Below are 22,748 nucleotides of genomic sequence, written 5' to 3'. Positions count from 1 at the left end.
CGATATTGAGAATACTCTATTGAAAACTCTTTATTTTTATCAATGATTTGTTAAGAGAGAATCATTATCAATTTTTAGCGAATACTTAAAGTGATTAAAATTTGGTTAGTCACAATTTGGACATATTCTCATAGTGATGCTTTTTTGGAAGTCTTTGCAATTCAATGTGTATAATTAACAGAATAATAAGTATTTAAAGATTTCGATAATTAATAAGGATATCGTTGACTGTCTTAATGAAATAAGTTAAAATTCTTTCATAATCTAATTCTCTAATACTCTAGTGAATTAAAGTGAAATGTGAGGAAGTGTCCATATGTCGTCGATAAAAATGTTTGAAAAGCCACTTGGAATGCGCGATACATTCCCGCAAATCTATGAGAAAGTTGAAGCAGTTAGACATGCGGGCAGAGACTTTTTATATAAAAGGGGTTATGAGTTTATTAAAACGCCTGCGGTGGAGTATTTCGATACAGTAGGGAAGGCTTCAGCGATTGCTGATGCTCATTTATTTAAGCTAGTGGATAGCCAAGGAAATACGTTAGTGCTGCGACCTGACATGACTACACCGATTGCTCGAGTAGCTACATCGAAACTATTAAAGGAAATGATCCCACTACGTCTTGCCTATTTTGCAAGCGTTTTTCGGGCTCAGGAAGCAGAGGGAGGCAGGCCTGCTGAGTTTGATCAAATGGGAATTGAGTTAATAGGTGATCAATCCGTTTTTGCCGATGCAGAAGTTATTGTAACGGCAATGGAGCTATTAAAGCACTTTAAATTGGAAGAGTTTAAAATCACAATTGGACATGCTGGTATATTAAATTGCATTTTACAAGATTACACAGAGAGTATCGAACAGCAAACAACGCTTAGAACATTGCTTGTCCAACGAAATTACGTAGGGTTTGAAGAAGCAGTAGAGTCATTTGATCTGCCTAAAGCTAAATCCGATGCCCTCTTACAATTTATTGAAGAAGCCATGAATGTCAGAGATATACGAGATATTGAAAAATATGTCCGCAAAAATGATGCGTTAGAATATATGCAACAACTTGCTCAACTACTTGAAATGGCTGATTTAGCTGATTATGTAGCTTTCGATTTCACACTCTCGAGTCATATGAGTTATTACACGGGTATGCTATTTGAAGTATTTGCTGTGGGAAGTGGCTTTTTATTAGGAAATGGTGGTCGTTATGATGGCTTGTTAGAAGTTTTTGGTTCAAAGGTTGGTGCTACAGGATTTAGTATTCGTGTGGATCGTTTATTAGAAACATTAGATGGGCAGTCAGTGAAACGACAGGAAGCAACAGTTGTTCTTTTTGAAGAAGAACAATTTGAGGAAGCTTTACTAAAGGTTAAAAATTTACGAGCAGCAGGAAAATTAGCTACTTTGCAGTTACGTAGTAGTCTAGTCGATGAGGCGGCCTTTTTAGCATACTTTACAGAAGTGGTGGTAGTTGGACAGGAGGAAGTTGGCGGTGAATGAATTAACGATTGCAATGCCCAAAGGAAGAATCTTTGAAGAGGCATATCAAATGTTGTTAGAGGCAGGTTTTAATTTACCAGAAGAAGTAGAAATGTCACGTAAATTAATGATTGAAATACCAGAGGAAAAGATTCGCTTTATTTTATCGAAGCCAATGGATGTTCCTGTCTATGTTGAACATGGTGTTGCTGATATTGGTATTGCTGGAAAGGATGTTCTGTTAGAGCAACAGCGAGAGGTGCACGAATTACTTGATTTGAAAATTAGTAATTGCTATATCGCTTCTGCAGGCCTACCAAACACCTCCATGAATGAGATTGCACCTAGAATTGCTACGAAATATCCGAATATTGCCATGAAGTACTACAAAGGCATTGGAGAGCAAGTGGAAATCATCGAGCTCAACGGCTCTATTGAATTAGCACCAATGATTGGCTTAGCTGATCGAATTGTCGATATTGTTTCTACAGGTCGTACATTAAAAGAGAACGGCTTAGTAGAATATGAATTTATTACTGCTGTCTCTTCGCGATTAATTGCAAACCCGGTAAGTTATCGTATGAAAGGTGAGCGTATTATTGATCTTGTGAGGCGATTAAAGAAATGTGTGAATGAGCAGAAAAAGTAATCATTTGTAGCTACATATGAAGGACTAAAGGGGATTAATCCTATGAAAATAACAAAGCTTGAAAAAGGCATTTCCTTAAAGAGACCACTTGAAGGAGGAAATGAGGAACAAATAAAAGTTGTACGACAAGTGCTTTCGGATGTTAAGACACAGGGAGATGTGGCGTTACGCACCTATACTGAGCGATGGGATGGCTATGTCCCTAACAGTTTACGTGTCTCTGAAGAAGAGATACAAGAAGCTGTAAGTGAACTCGACCCTCAACTATATAAGGACTTAGCGGAAGCAGCAGAAAATATTCGTTTTTATCATGAACAACAGATACGTTCAGGGTATCGCCTAGAACTGGGAGATGGTTCTTGGTTAGGCCAACGGGTAACGGCTTTAGATGCAGTAGGACTATATGTTCCAGGTGGTACAGCGGCCTACCCTTCATCGGTATTGATGAATGTGATACCAGCGCAGGTTGCAGGGGTGAAACGTATTGTTATTACCTCACCTGCAGGGCCGAATGGGAAACTACCAGCAGGTGTACTTGTGGCGGCTCACCTTTTAGGTATTGATGAGATTTATAAAGTTGGTGGGGCACAAGCAATAGCTGCACTTGCCTATGGCACGGAAACAATTTCCTCAGTCGATAAAATAACAGGTCCAGGAAATATTTATGTGGCACTTGCCAAACGTGAGGTATTTGGAGAAGTGGCCATTGATATGATTGCGGGACCGAGTGAAATTGCTGTGCTGGCTGATGACACAGCCTATCCTGATGAAATTGCTGCAGACCTTTTATCACAAGCAGAGCATGATCCACTAGCTTGTGCAATTCTTGTCACAACCTCAGAGCAATTAGCCAAAAAAGTAGGTGAGGAAGTAGAGAAGCAGCTGCTGAACTTACCGCGTCAAGAAGTAGCTCGTGCTTCCATAGAGAAATTTGGGGTAATTTATGTAGCTGAAACATTGGCAGATGCAGTGGAAGCCATTAATTCATTAGCACCGGAGCATTTAGAAATTGTGATGGAAAATGCGGAGGCGTTAGCTGAGCAAATAAGACATGCTGGTGGTATTTTTATAGGTCGGTATAGTTCTGAGCCAGTTGGTGATTATTTTGCAGGGACCAATCATGTACTACCAACCAATAGTACGGCTCGTTTTGCAAGTGGCTTAAATGTTGATGATTTTGTGAAAAAATCAAGTATTGTTTACTATAGTGAAAAAACCTGGAGAGACAATGCACCAAAAATTGCACGTTTAGCGCGTATGGAAGGCTTAGAGGGCCATGCTCGTGCAGTGGAATCACGTGGATGGGAGAAGGAATAGGACGATGACAGAAAAGAAACGATATGCAAAGATAGAGCGTACAACGAATGAAACGCAAATTTCTGTAGCAATTGATTTAGATGGTGAAGGCAAGGCAGATATCCAAACAGGCGTGGGGTTTATGGACCATATGCTTGACTTATTTATTAAGCATGGACTATTTAACGGCACAATACATGCAAATGGCGATACTTATATTGATGATCACCATACAACAGAGGACCTTGGTATTGTATTAGGACAGGCTGTTCGAGAAGCACTTGGTGATAAGAAAGGCATAAAACGCTATGGTAACGCCTTTGTACCGATGGATGACGCACTAGCTCAGGTAGTGGTCGATTGCTCGAATCGACCTCATCTAGAGTACCGTGTGCCAGCATTAAAAGAAAAAGTAGGAACGTTTGATACAGAATTAGTGCATGAATTTTTATGGAAATTTGCCCTTGAGGCAAGGATGAATGTTCATGTAATAGTACCTTATGGACAGAATACACATCACATTATTGAGGCAATTTTCAAAGCATTAGCACGTGCGATTGATGCCGCAGTGGAAATTGACCCGCGTGTTAAAGGCGTACCATCGACTAAGGGGCTGTTGACGTGAAAATAGGTGTCATTGATTATGGAATGGGTAATTTATTTAGTGTGGAGCAGGCATTAAAAAGGCTAGGCTGTGAAGTTATTATAACTGCTGATGAGAAGGCGTTAGATGCAGCTGACGCACTTTTATTACCTGGGGTGGGTGCATTCCCTGATGCCAGAAAACGTTTAGCTGAAACAAGCTTAGACCAATATTTACAGAAGGCACAAAGAGAAAACCGTCCTCTTTTAGGAATTTGTCTAGGTATGCAATTATTATTCGAGCAAAGTGATGAAGTAACCCCCACAAAAGGGCTAGGTTTTTTCAAGGGGTGTATTAAACGCTTTAGTGGTAGCCAAGAAGGCCAAGCATACAGAGTACCACATATGGGGTGGAATGAACTGATTGTGACAAATCGTCCTGCATGGTTACACAATGAAGTATCAGCGAAGCATGTCTATTTTGTTCACTCCTTTTATGCAACAGATATCGTAGAATCAGAGCTTGTTGCCTATGCTGATTACTTTGGCATTCAAGTACCTGGTATTATGACGAATGGTTCTGTGACTGGCATGCAATTTCACCCTGAAAAATCAGGGGAATTAGGTGTTTATTTATTAGAGCAATGGTTGAAAGGTGTGAAGGCATGCTAACAAAACGTATTATCCCATGTCTTGATGTGAAGGAAGGTCGTGTTGTAAAAGGTATACAATTTGTCTCTATCCGAGATGCAGGGGATCCCGTGGAGCTTGCGAAGTTTTATGATGAACAAGGAGCAGATGAGCTTGTATTTTTAGATATCTCTGCTTCGCATGAAGGTCGAGAAACGATGGTAGATGTCGTTCGTCAAACAGCGGCTACGCTTGCCATACCCTTTACTGTTGGCGGAGGCATTCGTACGTTGGATGATATGAAGCGTATTTTACGAGCAGGTGCTGATAAAGTTTCAGTGAATACATCCGCGTTGGAAAGACCTGCCCTTATTCAGGAAGGCTCTGATTACTTTGGCGCACAATGCATTGTTGTAGCAATCGATGCTCGCTATAGTGAGGAAGATAGCACATGGATGGTTTATACACATGGTGGACGCAACAAAACATCTTGGTCAGCCATTGAGTGGGCCAAAGAGGCTGTACGCTTAGGAGCTGGTGAGATTTTATTAACAAGTATGAATCAAGATGGAGAAAAATCAGGCTTTGATTTATCCTTAACCAAAGCTGTGCGTGAAGCTGTGACAGTCCCTGTGATTGCTAGTGGTGGAGCGGGAAATGCCGAACATTTTTACGAAGTATTAGCAAAAGAGGTTGATGCAGATGCTGCACTAGCAGCCTCCATCTTCCATTATAAAGAAACAAGTGTAGCCCAAGTAAAGGAATACTTACGTGAAAAAGGAGTGGCAGTAAGATGATAGAGAACATTCAATTTGATGAGAGAGGTCTTGTTACAGCTGTGGTACAAGATGCCAATACAAAAGAGGTATTAACGGTAGCTTATATGAATAAGGAGTCGTTAGCTAAAACAATTGAATCAGGGGAAACTTGGTTTTATTCTCGTTCCCGTCAAGAGCTTTGGCATAAGGGAGCAACAAGTGGCCATACACAACAAGTGATTTCAATCAAAGCTGATTGTGATCAAGATGCGTTAATAGTGGAGGTTCTTCCGACAGGACCAGCATGTCATAATGGTACAATTTCTTGCTTCACTGAGGTTATTCAGCAAAAAGAGAAGGTAGGCTCTGTGGACATCGTTTCTAAACTTGCCCGTGTCATCGAAAAGCGAGAGCAGGAAATGCCAGAAGGAGCATACACTACATATTTATTTGATAAGGGTATTGATAAAATCTGTAAAAAGGTTGGAGAAGAAGCAACAGAGGTGGTCATTGGTGCCAAAAACCGAGATGCTGAGGAAGTAAAATGGGAGGCAGCTGATTTAATTTATCACCTACTCGTATTATTGCAAGAACAAAAAGTAAGCATTTATGATGTTCTACATGTGTTGGAAAAACGTCACGAGGAGAAATAACAGCATATTATTGATTGTGTGGTATAATAGGAGTTACTGTGTAAAGGAACGTAGAATACGTTCCTTATTTCTTGTTTCGGAGGAAATATATTGGAAAAGAAACGTCAAAATGAGACTCAATCGAATATAGTGTCGTTCATTCCAACAGGCGACTATTATTATAAGAAATCAATTCAAGCAATGAACAGTGGACAAATGAATAAAGCCTATAAATATTTACAGCGTGCGGTAGATTTAAGTCCCGACGATCCAATGATTATCTTGCAGTTAGCCATAGTAGAGTTAGAAGGTCAACGTTTTGAGGAAGCGTATGACCTACTTCGTCGCGCCTATCAAATTGATCCAGATAATCCAGAAATCATATTTTACATGGCAGAAGTATCAGGGTGTGTGGGCATCATGCATGATGCAAAACGCTTTGCAGAAGAATATTTAAAGCTAGAACCTGAGGGTGCTTATGCGGATGAAGCAGCAGAAATATTAGAGTTTGTTGCTTTTGAGCAAGATGATTTTGAAGAACTTGAAGGCTCTGGTGAGGATTTATATCGTCAGGAGCAAGCCCGTCGTTGTATGGAAAAGGGAGATTTTCCTGAAGCTATTACTATTTTAGAAGATTTAATTGAAGATCGACCAGCATTTTGGTCAGCTTATAATAATCTAGCACTCGCTTATTTTTATGTTGGAGAAGAAGAGCAAGCAAAGGCTCTCTTGCATACAGTGCTACGTGAAAATAAGGGCAATCTACACGCATTATGCAATTTAACGGTGATTGCGTATTATGAAAAAAATGAAGATGATTTACAAGAACTGTTAAATATTCTTGTTAAAATTCAACCCTATACTTGGGAGCATCGTTATAAACTTGGTGCTACCTTAGCCTTAATCGGCCAATATGAATTAGCCTATAAATGGTTGCGCAGTATGCAAAAGAGAGGCTATGTAGGAGATGCAGGATTTTACTTTTGGCTGTCACATGCTGCCTATTTCTCCGGACATGAGGAGATTTCGAAAAGTGCGTGGGATCAGCTACTAGAGCTAGACCCAGACAAAGAAGGCTTCGAACCTTGGCGCCAACAAGAAAATGAATTTGGACTCGATGCATTGGAGCATGATCGTGATTTTATTGTTGAAAAATTAGAGAGTACTTATACAAGTGAGCGCATTTTTGGTTTATTTTTACTGAAAGGTACAGCGCATAAGCAAGAAATTATCGCCCATCCAAAATGGATAAATATTGAACAATTCGGCTCTTTTGAAAAATTGTTTTTGGCTTATGCACTTGGACATGAATTTGATAAGAAAAATAAAGTAGAAGCAAGCTTTTTACGATCAGTACAGGTCTCAGAAATTTTATTAGAACAGTATGGAAAGCTATCATCATTAATTGTACCGATGTTTCAAATGTGGTTTGTGCTATGTGAACAAGCTTTAATAGAAAATTATCGTTTTACAAATCCAACAGCAATTGCAGGAGCAAACGATTATTTATTCAGATCTTCACAAATGCTTAAAGTGACAAAAAAGGAAATTGCGCAGCAATATGGAGTATCTGTATCTACTTTATCGAAGTATATTGACGAAATCTTAACGTTTTTGCCAAACAGTCATAATTAATGTGTGAGCAACATAGTTGAATAACTTTATACTTTCACATACGATGAACATACTAACGCTATCACCAATTTTTCCTTAGCGTCATTGATCTTCTTCTATAGATGGCGTTACATGTATTGGTTGAATGAAGATAAAAAGTATTCTGTTTAGGGGGAAGTATTTATGTCGGAAGAAAAAATTTATGATGTAGTAATTATTGGTGCAGGTCCTGCTGGGATGACTGCCGCTGTTTATACATCTCGTGCAAATTTGTCAACTCTAATGATTGAACGTGGCATTCCTGGTGGACAAATGGCAAACACAGAAGAAGTAGAAAACTACCCAGGTTTTGAGACAATTTTAGGACCAGAGCTTTCTACAAAAATGTTTGAGCACGCTAAAAAATTTGGTGCTGAATATGCCTATGGTGATGTCACAGAAATCATCGATGGAGAAGAATATAAAACAATTAAATCAGGTGCAAAAGAATATAAAACACGTGCCATTATTATTACCACTGGTGCTGAGTATAAAAAAATGGGTGTGCCTGGTGAAAAAGAACTTGGTGGCCGTGGTGTCAGCTACTGTGCAGTATGTGATGGTGCATTCTTTAAACAAAAAAATCTAGTTGTCGTAGGTGGCGGAGATTCAGCTGTTGAAGAGGGTGTTTATTTAACTCGCTTTGCTGACAAAGTGACAATTGTCCACCGTCGCGATAAATTACGTGCACAAAAAATTCTACAAGATCGTGCCTTTGCCAACGAAAAAATTGATTTCATTTGGAATGCAACTGTAAAAGAAATCAATGAAGCGAATGGTAAAGTTGGCAGTGTAACACTACAATCAACTGTTGATGGTACAGAATCTGAATTTGCTACAGATGGTGTATTCGTCTATATAGGTATGCTACCTTTAACTAAACCATTTGAGTCATTAGGTATTTTAAATGAGGCTGGCTATATTTTGACAAATGAAACAATGGAAACAAAAATTCCAGGTATCTTTGCAGCTGGAGATGTTCGTGAAAAATCACTTCGTCAAATTGTAACAGCAACTGGTGACGGTAGTATTGCCGCGCAAGCTGTTCAACATTATGTAGAAGAGCTATTTGAGAAAATTAATGCCTAATATGGCTATTTTAAGGAAAAAAATACAATTTTAATGTGGTTTTAATATTGCTGTAACTTGAATGACATATAAAAGGTGTATGATTAAAAATGTAATTAGCAATCCCCCTTTTATTTTGTTTAGTAGGTTGTTGCCGCCTCCATTAGGTGGGAGCAACCTACTTTTTTTATGCGTAAAAAATCAAATAATAATATCACGAAAATGTAAATTTCGCCCAAGATGAAATGGTTATCTTTGAATAGAACTAAATTGTTAATTGTCTACGTACAAGAGTTGTAAATGAGGACAAAACTTACAAGGTCTTGTTATAATGAAGAGTAGAATGCAAAAGTGATTAGAGGTGTGCCTAATGCAAAGAATTGCAAATTTAATAGCCGTAAAAGACGGTAAAGTATTATTACTTCAGAAACCAAGACGAGGCTGGTATGTAGCTCCTGGAGGGAAAATGGAGAGTGGCGAGTCAATCTTTGAGGCTGCTATTCGAGAGTTTCAAGAAGAGACAAACGTCATACCTTTACATGTTCATTTAAAGGGTGTTTATACGATGATCATTAAAGAAAACAATGACGTAGTGGATGAATGGATGCTCTATACATTTGTTGCAAAGGATGTAGATGGAGTACCGTTCGAAGAAACAAGAGAAGGCAAACTTGCATGGCACCCAGTAGAGGATTTAGCACATTTGCCAATGGCTGAAGGAGATCGAACTAATTTACAATTTGCTGTTTCGCAATCAGGCATTCAGTATGGCACGTTTGACTATACAACAGATTTTGAATTACTTCATCAGAAAATACAAATTTCAAAAGAACAATAAAGGAGTTGCATGACAGTGGTGGTTGAAGGCCAACAAAGTACACATGAATTGGTTATTATTACAGGAATGTCTGGGGCTGGGAAAACAGTAGCTATTCAAAGCTTTGAGGATTTAGGGTATTACTGTATTGATAATTTACCACCTGCGTTACTTACAACTTTTTTAACCTTATTAAGAGATTCTGGTAAAAACAGTACCCGAATTGCAGCAGTAATGGATATGCGCGGAGGTGACTTTTTTGATGCTCTAATTGGCGCATTAGACCATATACTAAAAGAAGGCGATATTGTTGCTCGTATTTTATTTTTAGATGCAGATGATGCCACATTAGTCAGACGTTATAAAGAAACAAGACGTGCACATCCATTAGCAGTGAATGGTTTACCTCTAGATGGAATTAAACAGGAACGAGTACTTTTATCTGAAGTAAAGGGTCGTGCCAATTTTGTTTATAACACATCTAACATGAAACCAAAGCAATTACGTGAAAAAATCGTCAAAGAATTTGCAAGTGAGGCAGACACTATTTTTACCGTTAACATTATGTCCTTTGGCTTTAAACATGGTATGCCGATTGATGCGGACTTAGTGTTTGATGTTCGTTTTCTTAAAAACCCGTATTATGTGGAGGAGCTACGTCCAAAAACGGGTCTACAAACAGAGGTATCTTCTTATGTGTTAGCGTTGGAAGATACGCAGATCCTTATACAAAAACTGACGGATTTATTAGACTTTATGATTCCTCTCTATCGACAAGAAGGTAAATCACAGCTTGTTATTGCTTTTGGTTGTACTGGGGGCCAGCATCGCTCCGTGACATTAGCAGAATTTTTTGGTGCATACTTTGCGGGCAAGGAAAATACGGTTATTACGCATCGTGATATTAATCGTAGAAAGGAATGAGTGAATGGGGAAAAAGCAAACAAAGCTTGTGGTAATTGGTGGTGGCACAGGGCTCTCCACGTTACTTCGCGGGCTGAAGCATCACCCATTTGATATTACTGCTATTGTAACGGTAGCAGATGATGGTGGATCTTCAGGTCGTTTACGTGATGATTACGATATCCCACCGCCTGGTGATGTACGCAATGTGATTGCAGCATTATCAGATATTGAGCCCCTTGTAGAGCAAATGTTTCAATACCGTTTTTCGGCATCTGAAGACTTACGAGGTCACTCCTTAGGGAATTTAATGCTTACAGCTCTTACTGATATTACCGGTGATTTCAATCATGCTATCAGTGAGATGGGAAAGGTTTTAAAAGTTCATGGTCGAGTTATTCCAGCTGCTAATAAAAAAATCACCTTACATGCTGTGCTTGAGGACGGTTCAATTATCGAGGGAGAATCAAAAATTCCGACAGCGACAAAACGCATTAATCGCGTTTTTTTAGTACCTGAAAATGTGCAACCGTTGCCAGAAGCTATTCGTGCAATACTTCGTGCAGACTATATTTTAATAGGACCAGGAAGCTTATATACAAGTATTATTCCGAATTTGCTTGTTAAGGAAATCGGTGAAGCAGTTGTTAAGGCTAAGGGAAGAAAAATATATGTTTGTAATTTAATGACACAAAAGGGTGAAACCATTTCTTATACAGCAGGCGATCATGTAACAGCTATACATAAGCATGTTGGCCATGATTTTATCGATTCCATTTTAGTAAATGATGAAGAACTCCCTAACCCTGTAAAAGAACTGTATAAAGAAGAAAGAGCGGAACCAGTAACATTTGACGTAGCAAAGCTTGAAAGTATGGGATTAGAAGTTATCAAACGAGACATTGCTACAATTCGTCCAGATGGAACGGTTCGACATAATGCTACAAATGTTGCAGAATGGCTGGTAGATTATGCTGATATTTACCATCAAAAAGTAAGAGGACCAATAATAGAAACATAATGGCTTTATTGTATATGGTAAGATGAACATATACATAGAAATCATGAATGAAAGGGGGGCGTGATATGTCTTTTGCTTCTGAAACAAAAAAAGAATTGACACAAATAGAAGCGGACAATCATTGTATGAAAGCAGAAGTTTCTGCCCTAATTCGTATGAATGGTTCATTATCCTTTGCAAATAAACAACTAAGCTTAGACGTGCAAACCGAAAACGCTGCAATTGCTAGAAGACTATATACGATTATGAAAAAATTGTATCCGTACAATGTTGAATTACTTGTTCGTAAGAAAATGCGATTGAAAAAAAATAATGTGTATATATGCCGTGTTAGAGAAGGAGCGCGTGAGCTATTAATTGATTTAGAAATCATCTCAGACGACTTTCAATTTAACCATACTATCTCAAGAAAGCTCATTCAAAAGAGTGGCCAAAAAAGAGCTTATTTAAGAGGAGCCTTTTTAGCAGGAGGTTCCGTCAATAATCCAGAAACATCGGCTTATCATTTAGAGGTTTATTCTTTATATAAAGAACATGGTGAGGCATTAATGGATTTGATGAATGAATTTGAACTCAATGCCAAAACAATTGAACGTAAAAAAGGCTTTGTAACTTACTTAAAGGAAGCGGAAAAAATTTCAGATTTCCTTAATATTGTTGGAGCGCATCAGGCTATGATGAAATTTGAAGATGTTCGGATTTTGCGAGATATGCGTAATAGTGTCAACCGTATTGTGAACTGTGAAACTGCCAATTTAAATAAAACCATTGGAGCAGCATTACGGCAGGTTGAGAATATTCGATTTATTGAAAATTCAATTGGTCTTGATCAACTACCAGAGAAGCTTCGTGAAATAGCACGTCTCCGTGTTGAATACCAAGATGTGACATTAAAAGAGCTTGGTGAAATGGTATCTAGTGGAACGGTTAGTAAATCTGGTGTTAACCATCGATTGAGAAAAATTGATGAGATTGCGGATGCATTAAGGCGTGGTGAAAAAATAGGTGGTTAAGTTATCATACTTTTCAGGTATGAATGTCATGCTAATCGCTTATTGTTCTTTTGCCAGTAAGTAAGGTAAGATAAAACTAATAGACGAACGGTAGTGAAGGGGAGTTTTGAGAATGATTGAGAGAAGAGTCCAGGTTAAATTAAAATTAGGACTACAAGCTAGACAAGCAGCACTATTTGTGCAAGAAGCAAATCGTTTTAGTGCTGATATCTTTCTAGAAAAAGATGAGAAAAAAGTAAATGCCAAATCCATTATGGGTGTTATGAGCTTAGCAGTTGCTAAAGGTACCGAAGTGACTTTAAGCAGTGAAGGTAACGATGCTGAGCAAGCGGTTACAGCATTGGCAACAATTATTGAAAATGAAGATTAACATTCATTAAATATAAAAGGCATCACAGAGTAATTCTGTGATGCCTTCTATTTTTTATTTATTATCGCTACGGTGCATAATATGATCGATTAAACCGTATTCTTTTGCACGTTCAGCAGTCATGAAGTTATCACGATCTGTGTCTCTTGCAATGACTTCAAGTGGTTGACCAGTGCGTTCAGATAAAATGCCATTTAATTTTTCACGTAAGAATAGAATACGTTTAGCAGCAATTTCAATTTCTGTCGCTTGACCTTGTGCACCACCTAGTGGTTGGTGAATCATGACTTCAGCATTTGGTAAGGCAAAACGTTTACCAGGTTCTCCAGCTGCAAGTAGGAAAGCTCCCATTGATGCAGCCATACCAATACAAATTGTTTGTACCTGTGGTTTAATGATTTGCATTGTGTCATAGATAGCCATACCAGCCGTAATGGATCCGCCAGGTGAGTTAATATAAAGAGAGATATCTTTATCTGGATCTTCTGCTTGTAGGAAAAGAAGCTGTGCGACAATGGAGTTAGCAACATTGTCATCAATAGCACTTCCTAAAAGGATAATACGGTCTTTAAGTAGACGTGAATAAATGTCATATGCACGCTCACCACGACTAGTTTGTTCAATAACTGTAGGAATTAAATTCATGTTAAATCCTCCTTAAAAAGCTAAATTCGAATACCTTTGCTGAAAAATTTCCTTTGTATTTCAGCTGTATCCTTATCATACACATTATAGTCAGGGAAGGTCAAATATTAACCCTGCTAAAGTGAAATTAAAAAAAATAAATTGTTTTTGCATTCTATGGTTGAATTATATAGGATAGGCTTGTATAATGATTAAGGTTATAAGGTTTAAAGTACAGGACACTATTTTGCAGGTATGCTTCAAAAATGAGGGTTATCTACATCATGCTTTTCGTAAGCCTAGAGTGAGTACTTTTTTTTTGTGTCTTTTGCCCTCGTGGTGTAATGGATAACACGTAAGATTCCGGTTCTTGCACTGGGGGTTCGATTCCCTCCGAGGGCGCCATTTTACTGATTAATTGATATACTGTTATAGCTCATCTCCTAATAAGTAGTTTAGCAGCCTGCTTACTGGAGATCGAGAGGAAGAATAAAGGGAATACTGTCCTAGTTGGCATTATTCCCCTATTTATTCCTTTCAAACCTTCAAAAAAGCAACAACTCCAAATTATTTTTTAGTGAACATACTGTACGTGAGACTAGTAATAGTCGAAAAAAAAGAATCCTATCTGAGGGGATTCTTTTTTTTGCCTAAATTTATCGAAATTTGGCATGGTTCATATTGTATATATATTAGTTTTAGGTTAATTTTCTTGTTATTTATACATGTTTTCTCAAATTATATGAATTTCTTATAAATTTATATGAAAAAATATTTTATTTTATGCGAAAAGTTGTTGTCTAAATACTATAATGTTAATATAATTGACCTAATAGTCTAACATTTCCGAATTGCGAAAAATAATACGTAATTCGGAAAATTATCGAACTAGGGGGAAATACAATGAAAAAAACAGGTTGGATGTTATTGATGATAATTGCAGCATTAACATTAGCACTTGCAGGATGTGGTACAAAAGATAATGCATCTTCAGGTAGCTCTTCTTCAGAAGATGGTGGAGATGGCAAAAAAGTTTATAAAGTAGGTACTGAGGCCACTTTTGCACCATTTGAATCTGTTGACGATTCAGGGAAAATTGTGGGGATTGATGTCGATATTCTACAAGCTATTGCAGATGAGATGGACTTTGAGGTTGAGTGGAATAATATTGGATGGGAGCCAGTGTTCCAAACAATTAAAAACGGTGAAACAGATATCGGTGCTTCTGGAATCACAATTACGGAAGAGCGTAAAGAATCATTTGATTTTACAGAACCGTATTATGAGTCTCAGTTATTAATTGTTGTGAAAGAAGATTCAAAGATTAAATCTCTTGATGAATTAAAAGATAAAAAAGTATCTGTACAAATCAATGCTACTGGTCATATGGCGGCGAAAAAGCTACAAGGGGAAGCAAGTACAAATATTATGGCTTTTGAAAGTCAGCCAATCGCTATTCAAGAAATGTTAAATGGGAATGTTGATGCAGCTATCGGAGATAACGCAGTAGTTTATGAATATATCAAAGCTCACCCAGATCAAAAACTAAAAGTAATTGAAGATGATGCATTCGAAAAAGAATACTATGGCTTCATGGTTCAAAAAGGGAATAAAGAATTGCTAGATAAATTAAACGAAGGTCTTAAAAAGATTAAAGAAAACGGTAAATTAAAAGAAATTACAGGCATTGATTTTGAATAAAAATGAATGAAATGATGCTATTAACATAGTGATTGTGCTAACGGCTCATTTATTAATCGTAATTTAAAGGGGAATGGGGTTTTCGGATGGACATCTTTGACTTACGCTGGGACATTGTCTGGAACTACCGAGATATGTTTATACGAGGTATTGGCGTAACACTTATTTTGACACTTAGTGGTTATTTTGGCGGTATTCTATTAGGGCTATTTTTAGGCCTTGGAAAATTATCGAGTAAAAAATGGATTTATTGGCCATCTAAACTATATATCGATTTATTCCGTGGAACACCAATGCTTGTACAAATCTTGTTAATTCACTTAGCAGTTATTCCGACAATTTTTGGTCATTCTTTAGGTTATATGGTATCGGGGATTACAGCACTTATTTTAAACTGTGCTGCTTATAATGCTGAAATTTTCCGTGCAGGGATTCAAAGTATTGCAAAAGGGCAAATGGAGGCTGCTCGCTCTCTTGGATTAACGCATAACCAAGCGATGCGTAAGGTCATTTTGCCGCAAGCATTTAGACGTATGATTCCACCATTGGGGAATGAATTTATTGCATTATTAAAAGATTCTTCACTTGTAACTGTAATTGCAGCACCAGATATTTTATACGCTAGTAAGGTCGTAGCTGGTGCGAGCTTCCGCTTCTGGGAACCGTATATCGTTGCAGCATTATTATATTTAGTTTTGACATATGGTGTAACGAAGATTGTAGCATTTATCGAGAAACGATTTAGCAATAGTTATGTCCCTCGTAAAGCTAAGGTAGAAGGGCGGGAAGCAAGATGATAAAAATTGAAAACCTACACAAATACTTTGGCAAGCTTGAAGTATTAAAAGGAATCGATTATGAAATTCAAGAAAAACAAGTTGTCTGTGTTATTGGGCCGTCTGGTTCAGGAAAAAGTACATTTCTCCGTTGTATCAATATGTTAGAAGAAGTAACGGATGGTGCTATTTATATTGAAAATGTAAAAATTAATGATCCTAAAACGAATATCAATGAAATTCGCGCTGAAGTGGGTATGGTGTTCCAACAATTTAACTTATTCCCGCATATGACTGTTATCGATAATGTCACGATGGCACCTATGCAAATTCGTAAAATGAATCGTACAGACGCAGAAGCTCTAGGACATGAGCTATTAAACAAGGTTGGACTCGACAGCAAGGCCTATAATTATCCTGAGCAGCTATCAGGTGGTCAGCAACAGCGTGTGGCGATTGCTCGTGCCTTAGCAATGAAGCCAAAAGCTATTTTATTTGACGAGCCAACTTCAGCACTTGACCCTGAAATGGTAAAAGAGGTACTAGATGTTATGAAAAATCTAGCAGCTGAAGGGATGACAATGGTTGTTGTGACACATGAAATGGGCTTTGCTCGTGAAGTAGGCGATCGAGTAGTCTTCATGGATGGGGGCTATATTGTAGAAGAAGGGTCTCCAGAGGAACTATTCGGCAATCCACAAAGTGACCGTACGAAAGCGTTTTTAGGAAAAGTATTATAAAGCTGAAAAAGCGAACGATATGCTCGTTCGCTTTTTTATGTTAAAAACAGCAGTGCATGGTGAATATTCACCATGCACTGTTCTTATTTAATGAAGGGGATTAGATGTTGTGTCGAATGCATTCAGCATCGTTTGCATATCCTGTTGGGAATACTGAGGCACCTGATAATAGCCGTGTTTATTTTGATAAATAGATAATTCGTATCCCATTTCAATACAGTTAGGAATACTATCCGCAACAACGCGACGAACTACAGGGTTTGTTGTCTCCAACGCAGCAGTTGTCATACATTTTGCTGCTCCTTTTTGAGCTCCAAGTAAAAATCCAGAAATAGCCTCATCATTAATTTCATTAGCGTTTTGCATTGGTTTTTTTGGTTGACCTGGATTTAGGCCATATTTGAAATCATTTCCTGTTTCCATTTGGTAGCGTCCTGTTGGAACAGATGGATCGTGTCCTGTTTTAAAGGACTCTACGATCGTATTGTACATACCAAGAGTGAAATTATATTGGCGATCCAAAATGTTGAGTAATTCAGGATCTTTTACATGGGGACGCAAAATAATCGCTTGGTTCATACCTGCAATAATTTCGCCAATTGTTTCATGCATGTCCATCATTTCATGTCCACCATGATTTAGGCTATGTTGTTGATTTAAATTTGTTTGGTTTGATGATTCATTGTAAAACGATTGTGACAAAAAAAACGCCTCCTCAATAATTTTTTGTTGCAGTATTTAGTATGTCGTGTCAATTCAATTTCATACGGTATAAATGTAAAGGTAAAAATGTAGACTAAAGATAGAAGGAAAAGCAAGTCAAGGAGGATTAAAATTGAAAAAGTTACTTGGACCAATTGGAATAATTGTCATCATTTTTATTGTAATCGCCTTATTATTTATACCTAAATACAATAGTTTGGTGACAGCCGAGGAAAATGTTGATTCTAAATGGGCACAAGTTGAAAATCAGCTCCAACGTCGCTATGATTTGATTCCCAATCTAGTGGAATCTGTGAAAGGCTACGCGAATCATGAACAAGAGGTGATAGCCAATATTACGGAGGCACGTGCACAAATGGGAAGTGCAAGCTCACCAGAGGAGCAAGCTGTTGCCAATGATGCTTTAACGGGCGCTCTTAGTCGTTTACTAGTAGTTGTAGAAAATTACCCAAACTTAAAGGCAGATGCAAATTTCCGCCAGTTAATGGATGAGCTAGCAGGTACCGAAAATCGTCTGGCAGTAGCACGTGAGGATTACAATAATGAGGTACAGCAATTCAATAAACATGTTAAACGTTTCCCGGGGAATTTAATGGCAGGGATGTTTGGCTTTGAACAAAAAGAATACTTTAAAGCCACAGCAGGAGCTGACAAAGCACCATCTATCGATTTTAGTCAATCAGGTACACATTAATGAAACGTTGCATTATACAGATGATCGTCGTTTGTTCGGTGCTTCTTTTTTTCTCGAATCTAGCAGAAGCAACGATGCCATCACCGATGAAAAATACGTATATACATGACTTTGCCAATGTAATTTCTGCGAATGTCAAAGAAGAGATAAATCAATATTCTGAGCAGTTGGATCAAGGCACGGGTGCTGAAATCATGGTAGTCACAGTTGATAGTCTTCATGGACAAGAGCCGAAAATGTATGCGACAAAATTGATTCGGTCATGGGGCATTGGTGACAAGGAAAAAAATAACGGTGTCCTGATTTTAGCTACCTTAGGTCAAGGGGAAGGAAATAACGACGTTGTAATTGCCGTGGGTCAGGGATTAGAGGGAGCATTACCAGATGGTAAATTAGGACGCATTTTAGATAATGCATTTTATCCCTCAGCAAGTACTGGTAATTTAGATCAAGCTTTTCAAGCAACCTATTCTGAAGTTTTTCGCGCTGTTGCCCAAGAGTATAATTGGAGCGGTGATTTGCCAGCGCAAACAAAAGAAGAGGATGACATACCCACTTGGTTAATTATCCTAATCATTATCGTTGTTATTATTATCTATTCATTCTTTTCGAAGGGTGGCGGAGGTCCTCGCTCTGGAGGCTATGGCGGTTATCCAGGTAGTTTTGGTGGAGGACATTCGAGTAGAGGGGGCTTTGGCGGATTTGGTGGCGGATCTTCTGCTGGTGGGGGAGCAAGCAGGAAATTTTAATAGAGGTAATGGCGAACTATTCTATTTAGTTCGCTTTCATTTTGGCTGAATAAAAAAACTCTCAATTATTGACAATAATGCTAGAATTGCTATAATTTAAATATATCGACAATCGATATAACGTAAACTGATATAGGGAGGAATCATTTTGAAAAAAAGATTTTTATCTGCATCGTTAGCAATCATTTTAACAACCTCTGTGGTTATTCCTGCAACCATGCAAGATGTTCGTGCTGCCAATGAAACAAATAGCGGCGTAATAGCACAAGAAGAACGTGTATCAGCGCAGGAATTTTTGAATTTAGCTGTAACAACTTTAACATTCCAGCACGGCTCAGATTCAATGCGTCAACAAATTATTGATAAATGGGTAAAGGCTGGAGAATTCACAGATTTAAGTTTGACTATTAAACGTGATGAAGTGGCTCGAATTTTAGTTAGAGCTTTAAATAAAGAAGAAAAAGAGACTTCACTTGCTGAGTATTTAGAGAAGGCCAATAAGATTGGTGTATTTAATGGTTTATCATTAAATTCAGAAGCAATTTCAAAACCAGATGCAGTAAAAATTTTAAACAATGCAAAACAAATAAAAAATGGTTCTAATCATGAAGGTGTAAAGGAAATTTCAGTTGAAGACTTTATGAAAAATCCTGGAAATTTCGGTTATGAACTTTCGCCAGATGGCAATTACATTACTTTTTCTTCTGCTTGGGAGAATAGATCCAATGTTTTCGTGAAAAAGATGAATGATGATAGTGAGCCTGTTCGTGTTTCGAATTCAAAAGATCGGGACGTTGCAGGATTTTTCTGGAAGGATAATGCTTTACTCTACGTAAAGGATAAAGGTGGAGATGAAAACTTCCATATTTATTCTACAACATTTAATGGCTCTGAGGAAAAAGATCTAACGCCATATCCAAACGTCACAGTTGGGATATTAAGTGGCCTACAAGGTGTTAAAGATGAAATACTTATCATGATGAATAAGGAAGATGCAACAGTTTTTGATGTCTACAAGTTGAATGTAAAGACTGGGGAAACAACTCACGTTGCAAAAAATCCGGGTAATATTACGAGCTGGCTAGCAGATCGCAATGGAAATGTACGAATTGCTGTAGCCTCAGATGGTGTGGAAGGAACGATTCTTTATCGAGATTCTGAAAAGGATGAATTCAAGCCATTTATTGAAATGGAAGCTGGAGATGAAGTAATGCCACTAGCTTTCTCAAAAGACAATCAATACATTTACGCTACATCTAACAAAGGTAGAGACAAAGTAGAAGTTGTGAAATACGACTTAAAAGGTAATGAAGAAGTAATTATGTCTAATGATCAGGTAGATGTTTCGGGTGTCTTATATAGTGCCGAACACGATAAATTGCTATATGGTGCATATATAACAGATAAAACACATTACCAATTCTTTGACGAGAACTTTGAAAAGCTTTTCCGTAAAATTCAAAGTAAGCTGAATGTGCATGAAAGTGAGCTTGGTATCAATGATTACAATAAAGAAATGACAAAATTTATTGTGAGTGTTTCAAGTGATACTGTCTATGGAAAATATTATTATTACGATTCTACGACAGATGAATTAACCGAGTTGGCCACTTTAAGCCCTTGGTTAAATCCGAATGAACTTGCCGAAATGCATCCAATTTCATATAAGAGCCGAGATGGCTTAACGATTAATGGCTATTTAACTTTACCGAAAAATAAAGAAGCAAAAGATCTCCCTCTTATTGTCAATCCTCATGGTGGGCCTTGGGCACGTGATATGTGGGGCTTCAACCCAGAAGTACAATTATTAGCTAATCGTGGCTATGCAGTGCTACAGGTGAATTTCCGTTCATCAACTGGATATGGTAAAGAATTCCTTCAGGCTGGTAATAAGCAATGGGGTCTGAAGATTCAAGATGACATCACTGATGGTGTCCAATGGGCAATTGACCAAGGCATTGCAGACCCTGATCGCATCGGTATTTATGGGGCATCATTTGGTGGTTATGCAACATTAGCGGGTATTACGTATACACCTGATTTATATGCTGCTGCAGTTGATTATGTCGGGGTATCTAACATATTTACATTATTAAATACCATCCCTCCTTACTGGGAAACTATGCGTAACATGTTTTATGAGCGCGTAGGTCATCCAGAGAAAGACAAAGAATTGTTAACTGCTGTTTCACCAGTTTTCCATGCAGATAAAATCAAAACACCATTATTTGTCGCACAAGGAGCAAATGACCCACGTGTAAACAAAGCAGAATCCGATCAAATTGTGGAAGCCTTACGCGCTAGAGGTGTGGATGTAGAGTACATGCTAAAAGATAATGAAGGACATGGCTTTGCCAATGAAGAAAATAGAATTGAATTCTATAATGCCATGGTAAAATTCTTCGATAGTCATTTAAAATAATTTAAAACGAAAGGCATTGATGTGTAGCTTGCTCACAATCAATGCCTTTTTTTATTACAATAGGTGAATGGGCTTTGGATAGCGCATTTTACGTTCAAATGATGAAATGCACAGTGCTAGTTGCTCGATACCAGTATAAATTAATGGTTCATCTACCTGAGAAATACTTAAACGAATAAGATTATCCTTTTTAAATTCTGGTAGATACATTCTAGCAGCGTCATCCATCAATATATTTTTTTCCTTTAATAAATGAACCACCTGCCTAGCACTTACATTATCAGGAAGAAAAATGGAAAGATAAAAGCCTGATACTGGTTTCGTATAGTTAGTAGAGGTGGGAAGTAATGATTCGCAAGCCTCCTGTAAAACGCTCATTTTTCTTACATAAAGCTCTTTAATCTTTTTAATATGACTATTAAACATACCGCTTTTTAAATAAATGTCTAAGGCACCCTGCGAGAGCACAGAGCTATTGAAATCAGCACTAAATTTATAACGTAGAAAATGATTTGTCATTATAGTGGGAAGGACGACTGTCGCTACTCTTAAACCCGGTAGAAATACCTTTGAAAAGCTTTTAATATAAATAACCCTGCCAGTGGGATTAAAAGAAAAAAACGGATCCGCTTTTTTATTAGGATCTAAATCTCCTAAAAAATCATCCTCCACAATATAAACATCATATTTTTCTGCTAATTCCACAATCTTTCTTTTTTCGTCATTTGTATAGCTATGACCAAGAGGATTATGGAATCTCGGCACAGTATAAAAAAACTTAATGTCATTATTGCGAAAAATATAGTCAAGACGATCTAAATCAATGCCCTCCATTGTTAAATCAATCCCAAAAGTTGTAGCTTGTTGCAGATGGACAGATTCTATAAAACCAAAATAGGTAGGCTGTTCTATTAATATATTATTTTTACCATTCGGAAAAGGCATTGCCGCTAGTAAATGTAATGCTTGCTGTGAGCCCGAGACAACAAATAATCGATCAGGTTCAGTAAAGACCTGTAAGTCCTGTAGATACTTAGCCAATTGTACACGCAGCGAGTAAAGCCCTTGCTGATCACTATAACTAAATAATTCTTCTTTATATGTGTCAATAGCTTGATTGATGCAATGCTGAAATTCAATATAGGGCATAATGCTTTTGTCTGGGCCAGCTGATAAAAAATCAATAACTTGTTGGTTTGTAGTTGGTTGCTCTATGTTATTCACAACATAATAGCCACTTTTGGGTTTGGAAAAAATAAGATGCTCCTTTTCTAATTCATTATACGCTCTTATCACTGTATTTTTACTGCAGGAAAATTGCTCAGACAGTTGTCGAACGGAAGGTAGTTTACTGCCTGCAAGGAGCACACCATTAGCAAGCTGCTCTTTAATGTCCTCTACAACCTCTAAATATTTTGCAATCATCATCTTTCCTCCTTTATCTGTACCAGGACAGTTG

Annotated in this window: 23 protein-coding genes and 1 tRNA gene; 21 read left to right on the top strand and 3 right to left on the bottom strand. The window is 37.7% G+C overall.

The window, feature by feature from the left end:
• Positions 1-316: 316 nt before the first annotated feature.
• The 14 genes from L6W14_RS18775 (at position 317) to L6W14_RS18710 (ending at position 12,860) form a co-directional block, all read left to right on the top strand.
• Positions 317-1,489, top strand: a complete 1,173-nt coding sequence (locus L6W14_RS18775) for an ATP phosphoribosyltransferase regulatory subunit (protein WP_131521129.1) — start codon at positions 317-319, stop codon at positions 1,487-1,489.
• Positions 1,482-2,117 carry an ATP phosphoribosyltransferase gene (gene hisG / locus L6W14_RS18770; RefSeq protein WP_048390844.1) on the top strand — a complete coding sequence of 212 codons (636 nt, stop codon included), beginning with the start codon at positions 1,482-1,484 and terminating at the stop codon, positions 2,115-2,117. The genes L6W14_RS18775 and hisG overlap by 8 nt, the downstream gene beginning before the upstream one ends.
• Before the next feature lie 42 nt (positions 2,118-2,159).
• On the top strand, positions 2,160-3,434 hold the full coding sequence (gene hisD / locus L6W14_RS18765; RefSeq protein WP_237898670.1) for a histidinol dehydrogenase: 1,275 nt from the start codon (positions 2,160-2,162) through the stop codon (positions 3,432-3,434).
• A 4-nt stretch (positions 3,435-3,438) separates the two neighbouring features.
• The gene (gene hisB / locus L6W14_RS18760) at positions 3,439-4,038 is read left to right on the top strand and encodes an imidazoleglycerol-phosphate dehydratase HisB (protein ID WP_004227994.1); all 600 of its coding nucleotides are present in this window, start codon (positions 3,439-3,441) and stop codon (positions 4,036-4,038) included.
• Positions 4,035-4,667: an imidazole glycerol phosphate synthase subunit HisH gene (gene hisH / locus L6W14_RS18755; protein ID WP_131521131.1), complete on the top strand. Its 633-nt coding sequence runs from the start codon at positions 4,035-4,037 to the stop codon at positions 4,665-4,667. Before hisB ends, hisH begins: the two co-directional genes overlap by 4 nt.
• A complete protein-coding gene (gene hisF, locus L6W14_RS18750) occupies positions 4,661-5,422 on the top strand; it encodes an imidazole glycerol phosphate synthase subunit HisF (RefSeq protein WP_237898668.1) in 762 nt (253 codons plus the stop codon). Before hisH ends, hisF begins: the two co-directional genes overlap by 7 nt.
• Positions 5,419-6,036: a bifunctional phosphoribosyl-AMP cyclohydrolase/phosphoribosyl-ATP diphosphatase HisIE gene (hisIE, locus tag L6W14_RS18745; protein ID WP_131521133.1), complete on the top strand. Its 618-nt coding sequence runs from the start codon at positions 5,419-5,421 to the stop codon at positions 6,034-6,036. Before hisF ends, hisIE begins: the two co-directional genes overlap by 4 nt.
• A 90-nt stretch (positions 6,037-6,126) precedes the next feature.
• The gene (locus L6W14_RS18740; protein ID WP_237898663.1) at positions 6,127-7,650 is read left to right on the top strand and encodes a tetratricopeptide repeat protein; all 1,524 of its coding nucleotides are present in this window, start codon (positions 6,127-6,129) and stop codon (positions 7,648-7,650) included.
• 162 nt (positions 7,651-7,812) lie between these two features.
• On the top strand, positions 7,813-8,757 hold the full coding sequence (gene trxB, locus L6W14_RS18735; RefSeq protein WP_237898662.1) for a thioredoxin-disulfide reductase: 945 nt from the start codon (positions 7,813-7,815) through the stop codon (positions 8,755-8,757).
• A 349-nt stretch (positions 8,758-9,106) separates the two neighbouring features.
• Complete coding sequence (locus L6W14_RS18730) at positions 9,107-9,574, top strand: NUDIX hydrolase (protein ID WP_131521135.1); 468 nt, start codon at positions 9,107-9,109, stop codon at positions 9,572-9,574.
• A gap of 9 nt (positions 9,575-9,583) precedes the next feature.
• Positions 9,584-10,477, top strand: coding sequence for an RNase adapter RapZ (gene rapZ / locus L6W14_RS18725; RefSeq protein WP_054549566.1), 894 nt, complete (start codon positions 9,584-9,586; stop codon positions 10,475-10,477).
• Between the two features lie 4 nt (positions 10,478-10,481).
• On the top strand, positions 10,482-11,477 hold the full coding sequence (gene yvcK / locus L6W14_RS18720) for a gluconeogenesis factor YvcK family protein (protein ID WP_054549565.1): 996 nt from the start codon (positions 10,482-10,484) through the stop codon (positions 11,475-11,477).
• Positions 11,478-11,542: 65 nt separating this feature from the next.
• Entirely contained in the window at positions 11,543-12,490 is a 948-nt protein-coding gene (gene whiA / locus L6W14_RS18715) for a DNA-binding protein WhiA (protein ID WP_004228019.1), read from the top strand.
• A 112-nt stretch (positions 12,491-12,602) separates the two neighbouring features.
• Positions 12,603-12,860: an HPr family phosphocarrier protein gene (locus L6W14_RS18710; protein ID WP_004228023.1), complete on the top strand. Its 258-nt coding sequence runs from the start codon at positions 12,603-12,605 to the stop codon at positions 12,858-12,860.
• 54 nt (positions 12,861-12,914) lie between these two features.
• On the opposite strand, the gene clpP is transcribed toward L6W14_RS18710, so the two are convergent.
• On the bottom strand, positions 12,915-13,505 hold the full coding sequence (gene clpP / locus L6W14_RS18705; protein ID WP_004228025.1) for an ATP-dependent Clp endopeptidase proteolytic subunit ClpP: 591 nt from the start codon (positions 13,503-13,505) through the stop codon (positions 12,915-12,917).
• A gap of 309 nt (positions 13,506-13,814) precedes the next feature.
• Here clpP and L6W14_RS18700 point away from each other — a divergent pair.
• The 4 genes from L6W14_RS18700 (at position 13,815) to L6W14_RS18685 (ending at position 16,701) form a co-directional block, all read left to right on the top strand.
• A tRNA-Arg gene (locus L6W14_RS18700) sits at positions 13,815-13,889 on the top strand.
• 498 nt (positions 13,890-14,387) lie between these two features.
• A complete protein-coding gene (locus L6W14_RS18695) occupies positions 14,388-15,185 on the top strand; it encodes a basic amino acid ABC transporter substrate-binding protein (protein WP_131521136.1) in 798 nt (265 codons plus the stop codon).
• Between the two features lie 86 nt (positions 15,186-15,271).
• Positions 15,272-15,982, top strand: a complete 711-nt coding sequence (locus L6W14_RS18690) for an amino acid ABC transporter permease (RefSeq protein WP_004228035.1) — start codon at positions 15,272-15,274, stop codon at positions 15,980-15,982.
• The gene (locus tag L6W14_RS18685) at positions 15,979-16,701 is read left to right on the top strand and encodes an amino acid ABC transporter ATP-binding protein (RefSeq protein WP_131521137.1); all 723 of its coding nucleotides are present in this window, start codon (positions 15,979-15,981) and stop codon (positions 16,699-16,701) included. Before L6W14_RS18690 ends, L6W14_RS18685 begins: the two co-directional genes overlap by 4 nt.
• A gap of 87 nt (positions 16,702-16,788) precedes the next feature.
• Here the strand turns inward: L6W14_RS18685 and L6W14_RS18680 are convergent, their stop codons facing one another.
• Positions 16,789-17,403 (bottom strand): spore coat protein, encoded by a 615-nt coding sequence (locus L6W14_RS18680; RefSeq protein ID WP_004228038.1) that lies wholly within the window; start codon positions 17,401-17,403, stop codon positions 16,789-16,791.
• 133 nt (positions 17,404-17,536) lie between these two features.
• On the opposite strand from L6W14_RS18680, the gene L6W14_RS18675 reads away from it, so the two are divergent.
• The 3 genes from L6W14_RS18675 (at position 17,537) to L6W14_RS18665 (ending at position 21,289) form a co-directional block, all read left to right on the top strand.
• Positions 17,537-18,118: a LemA family protein gene (locus L6W14_RS18675; protein WP_131521138.1), complete on the top strand. Its 582-nt coding sequence runs from the start codon at positions 17,537-17,539 to the stop codon at positions 18,116-18,118.
• Complete coding sequence (locus tag L6W14_RS18670) at positions 18,118-18,867, top strand: TPM domain-containing protein (RefSeq protein WP_237898661.1); 750 nt, start codon at positions 18,118-18,120, stop codon at positions 18,865-18,867. The genes L6W14_RS18675 and L6W14_RS18670 overlap by 1 nt, the downstream gene beginning before the upstream one ends.
• A gap of 148 nt (positions 18,868-19,015) precedes the next feature.
• Entirely contained in the window at positions 19,016-21,289 is a 2,274-nt protein-coding gene (locus L6W14_RS18665; RefSeq protein WP_237898660.1) for a S9 family peptidase, read from the top strand.
• A 54-nt stretch (positions 21,290-21,343) separates the two neighbouring features.
• Here the strand turns inward: L6W14_RS18665 and L6W14_RS18660 are convergent, their stop codons facing one another.
• Positions 21,344-22,714 (bottom strand): aminotransferase-like domain-containing protein, encoded by a 1,371-nt coding sequence (locus L6W14_RS18660; RefSeq protein WP_237898659.1) that lies wholly within the window; start codon positions 22,712-22,714, stop codon positions 21,344-21,346.
• Between the last annotated feature and the right edge of the window lie 34 nt (positions 22,715-22,748).

The organism is Lysinibacillus sp. ACHW1.5 (assembly GCF_022014815.1).
GTDB lineage: Bacteria > Bacillota > Bacilli > Bacillales_A > Planococcaceae > Lysinibacillus > Lysinibacillus capsici.
This window is presented reverse-complemented; position numbering and strand designations above follow the sequence as displayed.

Bases quoted from the DNA above. Each gene is read 5' to 3' on its own strand.
- trxB (WP_237898662.1), top strand. From the start codon at position 7,813: ATGTCGGAAGAAAAAATTTATGATGTAGTAATTATTGGTGCAGGTCCT.
- clpP (WP_004228025.1), bottom strand. From the start codon at position 13,505: ATGAATTTAATTCCTACAGTTATTGAACAAACTAGTCGTGGTGAGCGT.
- L6W14_RS18695 (WP_131521136.1), top strand. From the start codon at position 14,388: ATGAAAAAAACAGGTTGGATGTTATTGATGATAATTGCAGCATTAACA.
- yvcK (WP_054549565.1), top strand. From the start codon at position 10,482: ATGGGGAAAAAGCAAACAAAGCTTGTGGTAATTGGTGGTGGCACAGGG.
- whiA (WP_004228019.1), top strand. From the start codon at position 11,543: ATGTCTTTTGCTTCTGAAACAAAAAAAGAATTGACACAAATAGAAGCG.
- L6W14_RS18670 (WP_237898661.1), top strand. From the start codon at position 18,118: ATGAAACGTTGCATTATACAGATGATCGTCGTTTGTTCGGTGCTTCTT.
- L6W14_RS18690 (WP_004228035.1), top strand. From the start codon at position 15,272: ATGGACATCTTTGACTTACGCTGGGACATTGTCTGGAACTACCGAGAT.
- hisD (WP_237898670.1), top strand. From the start codon at position 2,160: ATGAAAATAACAAAGCTTGAAAAAGGCATTTCCTTAAAGAGACCACTT.
- hisF (WP_237898668.1), top strand. From the start codon at position 4,661: ATGCTAACAAAACGTATTATCCCATGTCTTGATGTGAAGGAAGGTCGT.
- rapZ (WP_054549566.1), top strand. From the start codon at position 9,584: ATGACAGTGGTGGTTGAAGGCCAACAAAGTACACATGAATTGGTTATT.
- L6W14_RS18730 (WP_131521135.1), top strand. From the start codon at position 9,107: ATGCAAAGAATTGCAAATTTAATAGCCGTAAAAGACGGTAAAGTATTA.
- L6W14_RS18660 (WP_237898659.1), bottom strand. From the start codon at position 22,714: ATGATTGCAAAATATTTAGAGGTTGTAGAGGACATTAAAGAGCAGCTT.
- L6W14_RS18710 (WP_004228023.1), top strand. From the start codon at position 12,603: ATGATTGAGAGAAGAGTCCAGGTTAAATTAAAATTAGGACTACAAGCT.
- hisB (WP_004227994.1), top strand. From the start codon at position 3,439: ATGACAGAAAAGAAACGATATGCAAAGATAGAGCGTACAACGAATGAA.
- hisIE (WP_131521133.1), top strand. From the start codon at position 5,419: ATGATAGAGAACATTCAATTTGATGAGAGAGGTCTTGTTACAGCTGTG.
- L6W14_RS18775 (WP_131521129.1), top strand. From the start codon at position 317: ATGTCGTCGATAAAAATGTTTGAAAAGCCACTTGGAATGCGCGATACA.
- L6W14_RS18685 (WP_131521137.1), top strand. From the start codon at position 15,979: ATGATAAAAATTGAAAACCTACACAAATACTTTGGCAAGCTTGAAGTA.